The 12,749-nt window shown below is 48.4% G+C and carries 14 protein-coding genes and 1 tRNA gene; 6 read left to right on the top strand and 9 right to left on the bottom strand.

Annotated elements, in window-relative coordinates; translation table 11 throughout:
* Positions 1–50 precede the first annotated feature (50 nt).
* A complete protein-coding gene (locus C7T94_RS16370) occupies positions 51–2,342 on the top strand; it encodes a GH92 family glycosyl hydrolase (protein ID WP_107216807.1) in 2,292 nt (763 codons plus the stop codon).
* A 212-nt stretch (positions 2,343–2,554) separates the two neighbouring features.
* Positions 2,555–2,851, top strand: a complete 297-nt coding sequence (locus C7T94_RS16365) for a hypothetical protein (protein ID WP_162618739.1) — start codon at positions 2,555–2,557, stop codon at positions 2,849–2,851.
* A 252-nt stretch (positions 2,852–3,103) separates the two neighbouring features.
* On the opposite strand, the gene C7T94_RS16360 is transcribed toward C7T94_RS16365, so the two are convergent.
* On the bottom strand, positions 3,104–3,511 hold the full coding sequence (locus C7T94_RS16360) for an EthD family reductase (protein ID WP_107216589.1): 408 nt from the start codon (positions 3,509–3,511) through the stop codon (positions 3,104–3,106).
* A gap of 120 nt (positions 3,512–3,631) precedes the next feature.
* Here C7T94_RS16360 and C7T94_RS16355 point away from each other — a divergent pair, with 120 nt between their 5' ends.
* Positions 3,632–4,498: a LysR family transcriptional regulator gene (locus C7T94_RS16355; RefSeq protein WP_107216587.1), complete on the top strand. Its 867-nt coding sequence runs from the start codon at positions 3,632–3,634 to the stop codon at positions 4,496–4,498.
* A gap of 191 nt (positions 4,499–4,689) precedes the next feature.
* On the opposite strand, the gene C7T94_RS16350 is transcribed toward C7T94_RS16355, so the two are convergent.
* The 3 genes from C7T94_RS16350 to C7T94_RS16340 form a co-directional block, all read right to left on the bottom strand.
* Positions 4,690–4,766, bottom strand: a tRNA-Ala gene (locus tag C7T94_RS16350).
* Positions 4,767–4,881: 115 nt separating this feature from the next.
* Positions 4,882–5,661 carry an isocitrate lyase/PEP mutase family protein gene (locus C7T94_RS16345; RefSeq protein ID WP_107216585.1) on the bottom strand — a complete coding sequence of 260 codons (780 nt, stop codon included), beginning with the start codon at positions 5,659–5,661 and terminating at the stop codon, positions 4,882–4,884.
* Between the two features lie 208 nt (positions 5,662–5,869).
* Positions 5,870–6,682, bottom strand: coding sequence for a helix-turn-helix domain-containing protein (locus C7T94_RS16340; protein WP_107216582.1), 813 nt, complete (start codon positions 6,680–6,682; stop codon positions 5,870–5,872).
* 206 nt (positions 6,683–6,888) lie between these two features.
* Between C7T94_RS16340 and C7T94_RS16335 the strand changes: the two genes are divergently transcribed.
* The 3 genes from C7T94_RS16335 (at position 6,889) to C7T94_RS16325 (ending at position 8,694) form a co-directional block, all read left to right on the top strand.
* Entirely contained in the window at positions 6,889–7,770 is an 882-nt protein-coding gene (locus C7T94_RS16335) for an AraC family transcriptional regulator (RefSeq protein WP_107216580.1), read from the top strand.
* A complete protein-coding gene (locus C7T94_RS16330; RefSeq protein WP_107216805.1) occupies positions 7,763–8,218 on the top strand; it encodes a DUF983 domain-containing protein in 456 nt (151 codons plus the stop codon). The genes C7T94_RS16335 and C7T94_RS16330 overlap by 8 nt, the downstream gene beginning before the upstream one ends.
* A 98-nt stretch (positions 8,219–8,316) precedes the next feature.
* Positions 8,317–8,694: a response regulator transcription factor gene (locus C7T94_RS16325; protein ID WP_107216578.1), complete on the top strand. Its 378-nt coding sequence runs from the start codon at positions 8,317–8,319 to the stop codon at positions 8,692–8,694.
* Between the two features lie 103 nt (positions 8,695–8,797).
* On the opposite strand, the gene C7T94_RS16320 is transcribed toward C7T94_RS16325, so the two are convergent.
* The 5 genes from C7T94_RS16320 to C7T94_RS16300 form a co-directional block, all read right to left on the bottom strand.
* Positions 8,798–9,784 (bottom strand): 2-hydroxyacid dehydrogenase, encoded by a 987-nt coding sequence (locus tag C7T94_RS16320; protein ID WP_107216576.1) that lies wholly within the window; start codon positions 9,782–9,784, stop codon positions 8,798–8,800.
* A gap of 12 nt (positions 9,785–9,796) precedes the next feature.
* Positions 9,797–10,264 (bottom strand): prolipoprotein diacylglyceryl transferase, encoded by a 468-nt coding sequence (locus C7T94_RS16315; protein ID WP_162618738.1) that lies wholly within the window; start codon positions 10,262–10,264, stop codon positions 9,797–9,799.
* 64 nt (positions 10,265–10,328) lie between these two features.
* Positions 10,329–11,054 (bottom strand): LytR/AlgR family response regulator transcription factor, encoded by a 726-nt coding sequence (locus C7T94_RS16310; RefSeq protein WP_107216572.1) that lies wholly within the window; start codon positions 11,052–11,054, stop codon positions 10,329–10,331.
* A 68-nt stretch (positions 11,055–11,122) separates the two neighbouring features.
* Positions 11,123–11,797, bottom strand: coding sequence for a hypothetical protein (locus C7T94_RS16305; RefSeq protein ID WP_162618737.1), 675 nt, complete (start codon positions 11,795–11,797; stop codon positions 11,123–11,125).
* A 7-nt stretch (positions 11,798–11,804) separates the two neighbouring features.
* Entirely contained in the window at positions 11,805–12,737 is a 933-nt protein-coding gene (locus tag C7T94_RS16300) for an NHL repeat-containing protein (RefSeq protein ID WP_162618736.1), read from the bottom strand.
* Between the last annotated feature and the right edge of the window lie 12 nt (positions 12,738–12,749).

Here is a 12,749-nt window from a genome sequence, read left to right as displayed (position 1 = left end):
GTTTGGGCATTGCGCCAAGAGGAAAATTTAAACACACTAACACCAAAAATATGATTAAGAAAAGTTTACTAACAGCCTTCGGACTGGCCTGCGCACAGCTGCTCTCTGCCCAGATGGTCACGAAAGTGACTGATCCGGTAGAGTGGGTCAATCCCCTGATGGGAACGATGTCCAAGCCGGATCTCTCAAACGGAAATACGTATCCGGCGGTAGCCGTACCCTGGGGAATGAACTTCTGGACCCCGCAAACAGGAAAGATGGGTGATGGATGGGCTTACCGCTATGACGCCGACAAAATTCGGGGTTTCAAGCAAACACACCAGCCTTCGCCATGGATGAATGATTATGGTCAGTTTGCAATTATGCCGGTAACCGGAAAACTGCGGTTTGAGCAGGATGAACGTGCCAGTTGGTTTTCACACAAAGCAGAGGTTTCCAAGCCGTATTACTACAGCGTTTACCTGGCAGATCATGATGTAACCACCGAACTTGTACCAACCGAACGCGCTGCGCAATTCAGGTTCACATTCCCGAAAAGCGACAGTTCTTATGTGGTGATCGACGCTCTTGACCGGGGTTCTTACGTGAAAATATTTCCTGAACAGCGGAAAATTATTGGTTATACCACCAAATATGCCCGCGGGCCGTTGCCAAAAAATTTCAAGAATTACTTCGTCATTTATTTCGACAAGCCATTTCTGTTGGGCAAGACCTGGGAAAAGAACAAGTTAAAAGACGGACTCGAACTGGAAAGCGATCATTCGGGTGCCGTGGTTGGTTTTAAAACTGCCGACGGCGAGAAGGTGAACATGAAAGTTGCCTCTTCCTTTATCAGTTTTGAGCAGGCTGAGCTGAACCTGAAACGCGAGGTGGGCAGCGATAGTTTCGAAACAACCAAAGCCAAGGCTAAAGCAATATGGAATAAAACGCTTAGCAGGATCTCTGTGGAAGGCGGAACAATAGACCAGATGCGTACATTTTATTCCTGCCTGTACCGTACCCTGTTCTTCCCGAACAAACTTTACGAAATTGATGCGAACAACAAGATCATGCACTGGAGCCCTTACAACGGGCAGATCCTGCCGGGCTACATGTTTGCTGGAACAGGTTTCTGGGATACGTTCAGGGCACTGTATCCGTTCCTGAACCTGGTGTACCCTTCGATTAACAAGGAAATGCAGGAAGGCCTGATCAACGATTACAAAGAAGGCGGTTGGTTACCTGAGTGGAGCAGTCCGGGGTATGCCAACATCATGATCGGCAATAACTCGGCATCGGTCGTGGCTGATGCGTATATCAAAGGTTTGCGCGGTTATGACATCGAGACGCTTTGGAAAGCACTGAAACACGGCGCCAACAATGAAGGTCCAATCGCTGCGGTGGGACGCAATGGTGTCAAATATTACAACGAACTTGGTTACGTACCATTTGATGTGAAAGTGAACGAAAATGCTGCGAAGACGCTCGAATATGCATATGACGATTTCACGATCTACCAATTGGGCAAGGCGCTCGGCAAACCAGAGAGTGAGATCGGTATTTATAAACAACGTGCCATGAACTACAAAAACCTCTTCGACCCGTCGAGCGGGTTGATGCGTGCTAAAAATAAAGACGGATCATGGCAAACACCGTTTAGTCCGTTCAAATGGGGCGGCGCATTTACAGAAGGAAACAGCTGGCATTATACCTGGTCGGTTTTCCAGGATGTAGCCGGCCTGGCTAAACTGATGGGCGGAAATCAAAAATTTGTTCAAAAACTTGATTCTGTATTCAGCATGCCGCCGGTTTTCGACGAAAGTGCTTATGGTGGCGTAATTCACGAAATCCGCGAAATGCAGATTGCCAACATGGGCCAGTATGCACATGGAAATCAGCCTATCCAGCATATGATTTACCTGTACAATTATGGCGGTGCACCGTGGAAAGCACAATATTGGGTGCGCGAAACAATGGACAGAATGTACAAAGCTACGCCTGACGGTTATTGCGGCGACGAAGACAATGGTCAGACCTCGGCCTGGTATGTTTTCTCGGCGATGGGTTTTTACCCGGTAACCCCGGCAACAGACCAATATGTGCTGGGTGCGCCATTGTTCAAAAAGGTTACACTCACGCTCGAGAACGGTAAAAAAGTGGTTATCAATGCTCCTGCGAACAGCGATACCAATAAATATGTCAATGGCTTGAAATACAATGCCAAGCCTCACGGTAAAAACTGGTTGAGCCATTCTTCACTGCTGAAAGGCGCAACGCTTGATTTTGATATGAAAGCAACGCCAAACAAACAGCGCGGAACAGCGAAAGCAGATTTCCCTTATTCGATGTCTGACGAGAAATAACAATATTTCCTTATTTTGAAGCCTCCGGCTGATTGGGTGTTGCTCGATTGCCGGAGGTTTTTTGTTTTTAAGCTGATGGATATGTCCAAGAGAATCATATAAGCCTTAAATGGATACGTGTAGTTCAGTTATGGACTGAGGTTCAGGCGAGTGATTTTGATGACAATTTCATAGCGGAATGACTGCCGCTCGATCTGGTAGAAAACAAAGTCTTGCATGCCATTAATAATCACCAAGCGTACTGGCAGGAAAAAACGGGATTTAGTGGGCGTGATTTTTTTTTGAAAGGCGTCTCTATATTTGACCATGAAGACTATTCAGAAAAGAGAACGCTCGGCGAAATAGGGAGCGCTGAAATTACTTTTCCATTCGAGGTATTAATTGCAAGAAAAGCAAAACTTGTCCTGCCGCAGTCGTATGCAGGCAAAGCCGGAGTAACTTTTTCACGTGCCAGGCTGGGTGTGCTGTATTGGGCACTGAAATCTGTGTCTGTTGATTTAAAAGCTTGATTAGCAGGCCAAACGTGTTAACTGCGGTGACTATTGTTACAGCTTCGTAGATAGAAGCAAAATGCCGGAGCTTGGCTCTATCACCTGATACCAGGGCTGCATTCAAAAGATAGAAGGAGTCAGCAGACAAGCTGTTATTTTACAGCTGATGATCATGGAGGAAAAGCAACAACACAAAATACGCCAGCGTATCCTGTGTTGCGTGCGTGTAACTGATGTGTGCGTTCTTTTAACTAAACGGCGTGAGCCATTTTACCTGACCACCTCACTCACCAGAATGACGGGGATGACATTGGTGTAATTTGCGAAGTCAGCACGAATCTCGTCCCGCTTCGGTGTAATCGCCGACTGGTATTCGCTGAGACTTTTTATGTAAAATGTGCCGACGGCCATAAACGGTAGTGGCTGATTGGGAATGCCGCTCGCGACACCCTTTTCAATGGTGTATTTTACGAGATTGGATCCCAGAATCCCGGCAACCATAGGCATGTGCTTCGTTTCATAATAATCTACATTGAAGGTTTTGCCCTCGCTGAACGGATACATTACAGAAACCTTGATCAGGCCTTTATCGGTTGCAGGCTCACTTTTTTTCTGTTGGCTGAATGCGGAAAGGCTGGCAGTTAAGAGGATGACGGATAAAAAAAATCTGAATTCCATGATTAATTTATTTAACTGTTAAATGATTTGTTGACTACTTAACCAAATATTGGCATATTGCACTTATTAGCAAAACGTTATTTTTCGATCAGAACAATCGATAAAACCGATTTATAAAACATGGAATTGCGACAGCTGCGTTATTTTTTAAAAGCAAAGGAGCTGCTGAACTTCACAGAAGCCGCCAAAGCGCTGCACATTAGTCAAAGTACTCTTTCACAGCAGATCAAGCAGTTGGAAGAAGAACTAAACGTACCGTTGTTTAACCGGGTTGGAAAGCGAATTACATTGACAGAGGCAGGCAATCTTTTCAGCGATTACGCATTGCAAAGCATCAGCAGAGCCAATGAAGGATTAATGCTGCTGCAAGATCTGAAGAACCTGAACACAGGTAAAATAACGATCGGTGTCATCTACTCGATGCGGATCATGTTCGCCAGACAATTGATCCGGTTTGCCGCTCAGTATCCAAATATTAAAATTCAAGTCGTTTTCGGCACTACAAAAGATCTTCTTGAACAATTAAACATGCACCGGTTCGATTTTATTCTGACATTTAACGAGGAATGCAGTGAAAGTCATCTAAAATACCAGACCGTTCTGCAATCAAACATGGTGCTCGTTACGGCCAGGAAGTCTGCGCTTGCACAAAAGGCGGGGATATCACTTGCTGAAGTTGCAGGTCTTCCGCTGGCCTTACCCTTTAACGGATACAGCACCATACAGTTCATAGAGGAATCTTTCAGCGAGAAAAACCTGAACCCGAATATTTGCATGGAAATAAATGATATCCCCACACTGTTTGAAATGGTAAAAACGGGGAACTGGCACACGATATTAAGCGACACCAGTGTGAACGACCCGGAAGTGACAGCAGTTCCCATTGAAGGGAAAAATATGCGGCGCACCATTATGATCATCTCCCTGCGCCACGCCTATGAAAAAAAGGCAGTGAAAAAGTTCTGCGAGATGCTGACAAGCGCTTAAGTTAGTGCAGTATCATTACCCTGGCAAGATCTGTAATAGCTGAAAAGGCGGGAGATGGTGACCGCCTGTCTTCTTTTAAGATTACCGGGGTAGCCGCTCACAGGCATCTTGTCAATGAGCTGGCTGCATGATGAGAAGGAAAACAGCCTGTAAATAAAAAGCCACCTACAAGTCTGTAAGTGGCTGATATCTGGTGGAGGATAACGGAGTCGAACCGATGACCTCTTGCATGCCATGCAAGCGCTCTAGCCAGCTGAGCTAATCCCCCGTACGGGCCTGAAGGGGTTTCCTTTCAGGCTGGCAAAACTACTAAAAGATTCTGCAAATCAAAATAGTCCTCAAAAAATATTCGAAAAATTCCTGCAGCGCGTTAAGGGCGCTATTTATATGCTTGGCGTAAAGAGTTGGCTGGAGTTCTGTGTCGTTTCAAGTGCTTTGATCGTACTTCCGATTTGTTTGTAAACCTGTTCGAAAAGGAAGGGCCCGAGGCTGATGCGTTTCACGCCCAGTTTAGCCAGGGTTTCGAAGTCGGGCAGGGTGGGCAGGGCCATGACATTGACTGGCAACTGTGTAGAGCCGGTTAGGGTTTCGATGTCCGATGGCCGGCTGATGCCCGGAACAAAAAGTCCGTCAGCGCCCGATTCGGCATACAGAGCGGCCCGGGCCAGTGTTTCTGACAGTGCAGAGGGGTGGCCGGTTAAAAACGCATCAGTACGCACATTCAGAAACATACCGGGGTTATACTCGCTGTTTAGATCTGCAATGGCAGCCAGAGTCTCAGCAAAGTCGGCCGGCCGGCAGAGCTGACGCGCCTGACCGGGGAGCGAATCTTCAATATTTATGCCCGCTACGCCGTTGTCCTGCAAGCGGGCAATGTTGTCGAGGATCTCACCCGTATTCCGGCTGTAACCGGCTTCAATGTCAATGGTAACAGGAATGGAAACTGCGCTCGTTACACTTTTTGCAAGCCGTACCAACTGCTCAAATGGGATTTGTTCACCATCATCGTACCCGAGTGCAGTTGCAACAGCCTGGCTCGATGTACCGATGGCTTTACACCCTGCCTGTTCAAGCAGCCTGGCGCTGTGTACATCCCAAAAATTGCCCAATACAAATGGTCGCGACTGATCATGCAGGTCTGAGAAGATCTTCTTGTGGTTCATGTTATCAAATTGAAGAGAAAATGCTGTGCAAATTTAATTCGGCGGGGCACTGCCGCATTGTACAAACCGGAACAGGGTTACCCCTGCTGGATTACTGATTGCACGCGGAAAGTCAGCGATTTTAGCCGGACATAGTTCGACTCCTGCAAAGTTGGTAACTTTCGTAAAGTTACCAACTTTAAGTTAAAAAATCAATTAAAAATTAATTTTATTGAATCAAAAGCTGATTCATCAGGGTGATGTTCTGCAGGTATGCCGTGGGCGTGATTCCTGTAAAAGCCTTGAAGTCCCTGATAAAATGCGACTGGTCGAAATAACCGCAGCGATAGGCCACTTCTGTTAGCGAATGGCCAGGCACGCCAAGCAAGGACAAGCTCTTTTGAAAACGGTTAATCTTGTCGAAAGACTTGGGAGATAAACCCGTGTGCTGCTGCAGCAGGCGCTGCAGGTATCGCGTGGTAATGCCATGGCGGGTGGCAATGCGCGTCATATTGCTCTCCGTCACGTCCTGCCTGATGCTCGACAGGATATGCGCAACCTTATCTGCCCGGTGCGCGATCTGTTGCTGCCGCCGCAACCGCTCCATCAGGTAAGCCTCAACCAGTTCAATGCGCCCGCTGATTTCAGGTGTTTCAAGCAACTGGCTGTGCAGTATCGCAACACGCTTTCCGAGAACCGCGCCCAGGTCGGTAACCTGGTTGTTGAAAGCTGCCAGGTCCTCTTTAAAAAAATAAGATGCAGAGTGCGTAAAGAAACGTATGCCAAGCATGACGTGCCTGCCGCTTGAACGGATCGAAAGCGGTGATGTGATCTGTCCCCAGAGTTCTGTGGGCGGCGTTTTCTCAAAGCGCCCGTCCACCATCCTTTCCCAAGACCCGGTGCCCAGGTTAAATATAGCCTCCATATCGCCGCTCGGGAATACCGTGTCGTTGAACGCCTGATCTGAAGCAGAAACAAACAGGAAGTAATGTTTTACATAGGGCTTTAACGGGTCAGACGGATGGATAAGGCTGAATTCCATGGTTTAATTTACAAATTCTTTGGCTCTGCCTGGCAGACCATGTAAAAATACCCGGCTGAAACCTTTCTCAATAGTACAAATGCGACAACAACCAAAAGCTCACCTGCCTTCGTTAGTAACATATATTGATTGTTAATCAGTAAAAAGTACCAAAAATGACCGGTAAAACACCAGAAAACCGCGGGTTTAATCGGTAACTTTGTACAATGAAGGTGCAGATACCAAATTATGACATCAGCTACTTTGACGAATACCATCAGGAAGGCCTGCTGGTCAGCAGATTTGGCAGTTACGCCAGGAAGCATCAGCACCTGCACAAGGCACATCGTCATTCCTTTTACCACCTGGTGTTTTTCCTGCAGGCAGCAGGCAGCCATACGATTGATTTTGTAAACTATCCACTTCAGGATGGTGTTATGTATTTCATGGCACCCGGACAGGTCCACAGCTGGTCTTTTGATGGCGAGCCTGAGGGTTATATTGTCAATTTTCCTGCAGATTATTACAGCCGGTTTTTACAGAACACCGCTTATCTTGAGCAGTTTGGTGTTTTTGACGCAGATTCGGGAAAGCAGGTTATACAGGTAGATCAGCCCATGCAGCAAAAGCTCAGTTCTCTTTTCGAAGAAATGCTGGCCGAGTCTAAAGAACCGGGTGCTTTTCATGCAGATCTGGTCAGGATCCTCTTGATGGAGGTTTGTATCTGGGCATCACGTCTTTCAGGAATTGTTTCTGAGAGCAACCCTTCGTACGGGCAACGTTTGCTAAAGAATTTTCGCGCACTGATTGACCGGCATTTCCGCGAGCAGAAGTTTCCGCATCAATATGCATCACAACTTTATATTACGCCCAACCACCTCAATGCACTGTGCAATGAGCTGACGGGTAAATCTGCCGGTACCCTGATTCGCGAACGGTGTCTGCTCGAAGCAAAGAGAATGCTTGTTAACGCAGACACAAGCATTTCGGCAATTGCCGAAGCACTGGCTTTCACTGATCAGTCGTATTTTGGCCGGTTCTTTAAACGCCATGAAGGCATTTCGCCTGAGAAATTCAGAAAAAAATTACAACAACAAACACATGGATAACACACAGAAACCAAAGCTTTATATTTCTCAATGGTATGGCTTCCGCAATGCAAAGTGCCCGCGCTGCCGCAGGGGCAATATTTTCGAAGGCTCTGCCTATAGTTTCAAAGCCCAGAAAATGAACGAACTTTGTCCGCATTGCGGGTTGAAATTTGAACGGGAACCCGGATACTTTTATGTATCAATGTTCGTCAGTTATGCCATGAGTGTTGCCCAGATCATTACGCTGTCTGTAGCGTCTTATGTGTTGGGGCTGAAACTGGATTATGAAAACCTGTGGTATTTTATAGGAATTATACTGGCTGGCGTGCTTTTGCTTGCGCCTTTTAACTTCAGGTATTCGCGGGTGGTGCTGCTGTACTGGCTATCTCCGGGGCTGCATTACAATCCTGAAAAGAGTGCCGACCACATCAGTCCTGACAATCGTGTTACGCCGCCTCGCGTATAGAAACGCGCATATTTTACGGTTAACAAAGCTGTTTAAAACTTACTTTGGTATGAAAGTTGATTTCGGAATATCTTTCGATTTAAATACTATCTTTGAATATGGTTAAAAGAATACATGTACTGGAAGACGACATCGATATCAGGTATATCATTGAATATCTTCTGAAAGACGAAGGATATGAACTGCAGCTTTCTTCAAACGTTGAAGAGTTAAAGCAAAAATTGAACGATTCGCTTCCCGACCTGTTTATCATTGATGTGATGCTTCCCGACGGCAATGGAATTGACATTTGCCGGGACCTGAAAGAAGACATCTTTACCAAACATATTCCTGTTATCGTCATGTCGGCCAATCCGAAGAGCAAGGAACTGAGCGTAGAGGCCTATGCCGACGATTACATCAGCAAACCTTTCGATCTTGACTATGTCGTATCCCGCATTGAGAAACAGCTTACCAGGAATAAGGTCAAAGAATAATCAGAACAAAATATACAAGAGCCGTACTTTTAATGAAAGTGCGGTTTTTTTTTGCTTTTATAACCAATCAGATCAGCCTTCGGCGGGTTGCCCCTCAACTGTATTATACCCGCTTACGATCATAAACCCCGGGGTTAACCAGGTAGGGGAGGCGTTCATTTCGGGCTGCTGCGATCAGATTTTCCACGCAGATGGCCGCCATGCGTTTTCGTGTTTCTAACGTTGCCGAACCGATGTGGGGCAGCACAGCCACGTTTTCAAGGTGCAAAAGCGGGTTTTCAGGATTCATGGGTTCAGGGTTCGTCACATCCAGCCCGGCTCCCCAAATCTGGCCGGCCTCCAGTGCGGCCCTAAGTGCCGCTTCATCATGCATGGCCCCCCTGGCGGTGTTTATAAAGATGGCATCCGGTTTCATTTTGCCGAACGCGTCCGCATCAAAACGCCCGGTCGTTTCGGAGCTGAGTGCCGCATGTAGCGACAGCACCTCGCTTTGCTGCAGCAATTCTTCAAAAGAGACCCATGTGGCACCCAGTTCTTCTTCGGCATCGAGATCACGGTGGCGGTTGTGATAAATGATCCGCATGCCAAAGGCGGCCTTGCACCGCCTCGCAAGCGCCTTGCCGATCTTGCCCATGCCGAAAATGCCCAAGGTATTGCCGTCCAGTTCGCGACCCAGATAAGCCATTGGTTCAAAAAAATTCCACTGACCCCCGGTTACGCGCCGGTGGTGAAAAAACGCCTTCCGGGACACGGCCAGCATCAGCAGAAAGGCCGTGTCGGCGGTTGCTTTACTCAGGACATCGGGCGTGTTGCCCACCGGAATACCGAACGCTGTGGCAGCGGCAATATCTACATGATCAAAACCAACCGAATGAAGCACTACCGCCCGAAGGTGCGGACAAGCTTTAAAAAAGTCACTGTCCAGTTGCTGTGCACCAATACCCAGCAACGCGTCCTGTCTGGAACAATGCTCAATGAGCTCCTGCCTGCTCAGGCCCCGACGCTCAGTCCAGACTGTCGGCACAATGCCAGCTTCTTTCAGGGCATCAAGCGCATCGGGAAAAATCCTGCGCGTAAGAAACACCTTCATCTTATGCCTATTTTAAGGGGCTACGGTTTCAATGCCATTACCCGAATCATCTTTTTTACTGGTTTCTTCATTGCCTGAATCTGCCGGTTGTTCGTCGGCATCTTCGCCTGGTTTGTCTTGAACAGGCTCTTCGGTTGAAGGAACAGCGTCTTCCTGATCCGCTGCATCTGATGCAGTCTCCTGGCCGGTTACCTGCGACCCTTCTTCCCTGCTTACTTCGGCGGCCTGCCCCTCTGACTTTTCAGGTTGCTCGGCTTCCGTGCCTGAAGAAGAGGGCGTTTCGCCGGGGGTACCCGCCTGCCTCGCTACGCCTTTGGTATGATCGTCGGGAACAACAGTTTCGATTTCTAATTGTACGTCATCTGTCGGGGCCGGGTCGCGAAAGGCCTCTTCAGATTGCCGGGCGTCATTTTGCTGGCCATTTGCTTTCGTTTGCTGAAGCTGACTGTCCTGTTCTTTATTTTGATCCTGATTTTCCATATACGTTACTTTGTAAGATACAAGCAACGGTGGCGCTTTTTTGTTTTAATGAACCGAAAAAACGCTAGCTGAACAGCCGTTCCAGAACGGCATCTTTCCTTAACGGCGATACTTCCACTTCGGCGCCGTCGGCAAATTCGAGCGTGCCGCCATCGCCTTTCCTGTATTTTATAACAAAGCGCAGGTTAACAATGACCGAACGGTTTACCCGTAAAAAATCGGGATCCTGCAGCACAGCTTCAAATTCTTTTAATGTCTTTGACACGATGATCTTTTTGCGCTCTTCCAGTATGAATGTACTGTAATTACTCATGGCTTCGACCCGCACAATGCTGGCTCTCGAGACCAGGTAAACGCCCTCTGCGGTAGGCAGTGCCAGGCGCCGGGCCGGCGCCGGCTGTGTAGATGGGTCCTGGCGGGTGCTTTTTTCGGCAACACGCCTTTTTAAACGCGAAATAGCCGTCTGCAGTTCGTCTTCGTCAACAGGCTTCATCAGGTAGTCGACCGCGCTAAGGCGCAATGCCTCCAGCGTATAGGAATCGTATGCGGTCGTAAAGATGACTTCAAAATCAAAGCTGCCCAATTTTTCAAGAAACTGAAAACCGTTTAAACCCGGCATCTCCACATCGAGGAAAAGTACGTCAGGCTTAAGTGCAGAAATTGCCGCTGCGGCTTCAAGCGGGTCATTGAAAATGGCCGCAACGACAATTTCGTCTTCAAACCGGCCAAGTTTTCGGCTCAGCAGTTTGCTGCCTCGGCTTTCATCATCAAGGATCACAGCTTTTAACATAGGGGGCGTGTAAAACATAAATATCGTTTATTGCTACCTGATTACCAATTGGTAGCGGCAGCTGTTTCTTAGAAAGTGTATTTCAGGCCAAGCCCCCCGTTCTCTGCTGCGAAACCTGTACGATCCGAATAGTCCTGGAGTAAAAATACGGGCTGCCAGTCTGCACTGACTGCAAGTGGAAGGCTTCTAAATTTGTATTCAAGACCAGCCACGCCTGAAACGCCATAGTACATTTGCGAATCGTTACCCGCAGCCGGATTGTTGTAGATTCCTTTATACGTAAAGTTGCCAGCCTGCGCGCCGCCCCCCAGGTACCAGCTAAGGCCCGCCGGCTGCCCGAATTTCCTGTGATATTCATACAACAGCGTTAAATTAATGTCATTGCCTACGCCGGCATACCCGTGGTAGCGAACGATGGCTTCGGCGCCGTGCTTCTGCGAAAAAAAATGTTTTCCAGTCAGCGCGATGCCCCAGAGAAATTTAACACCAAGGGCCGTTTTATAGGAGGCTTCCGGTTCGCTCTGCACGGGCCGGTGGTTGTTGCGAACCTGTGCCGAAGCCGGCTGCGGCTTTGTTACCGCAGTTGAGGACCTTTTAGCTGCTGGCGCTTTCCTCGTCGTGGTCGCTGTGGCTGGTGCTTTCTTTGTCGTAGCAGCAGATTTTTTTACAGTTTTTTTTGTTTGTGCGAGCGCTGTGGCTGCAAGCCCCAGAACAAGGGCGAAGTAAAGGATTATTGTTTTCATGATTGATTTATTTCGGTTCATAGAGTACAATTTTGTTTCGGCTGTGCTGGGCTGAGAGGAGCGACAACCCACGCGGCGTCGAGACAAAGGCCAATCCGTAGAGTGCTCCGCTGGTTGTGAGGCTTTTTGTGCACGGGGCGTCTGAAAGATTCGTTTTCACTTTTCTGCTGTCGTACAAGGTGATCGAAGCTGCATCGGGGCTTGCAATGGCAAGCGTCGTCCCGGAAATAGCTACATCGACCGGCTTCCCGAGCGCAATTGCTTCGCCCGCCCCAAAACGGCCAGCGGCTGTAAGGCCATATTTGTAAATCTGGTTCCGGTTATAGCCAGTAATGTAAATGGTGTCTGCTGCAATGGCCAGGCCTTTGGGGTTGCCAAACACCCCCGCAACAATCTGGAAGTTATCGTTGAGCACGGGGGCGTCAAACCGGAGCAGACGGTCGTTTCCATCGTCAGCAAGGTACAATCGGTTGCGGCTGTCAAAGGCAATTCCCCGGGGGTTGTTAAAGCCGCCCTGGATACGCTTCAGGTACTGATAGGAGATGCCTCCTGCCTGGACCGTCTTGCGGTAAATTACAATGCTTGCAGTAGCCTCAGTCTCGGTCACGTAAAGGTTTTCGTTCCGGTCGAAAGCGAGAGCCTCGGCGGCGACGTTCTGCCAGACCTGCAGGGGTGGTTTCCCGGCTAACAGGTCGCTGTAGCTGGCGAAAAGTTTGGTTAACCCGGCCGAACCATAAGGCTGCTTATATTCGGTTACGGCTACAAGGCCACTGGCAGAGACGGCCAGTGCACAGGGCCGGTCAATATCCACGCTGGCCGAAACCTGGTACTCGGGAACCGCACACGAATCATCAGTTTCTGTGTTCCGGTCTTTCTTGCAGGACGAAAAGCCTGCTGCCAATAAACTGAGCAGCAGCAGGCGATGAATAAGGGTCTTCATAATCATGGCGAT

Origin of the sequence: Pedobacter yulinensis (genome assembly GCF_003029735.1) — a bacterium.
Lineage (GTDB): Bacteria > Bacteroidota > Bacteroidia > Sphingobacteriales > Sphingobacteriaceae > Pedobacter > Pedobacter yulinensis.
Note: the sequence above shows the minus strand (reverse complement) of the source record. Positions and strands in the feature narration are given on the sequence as shown.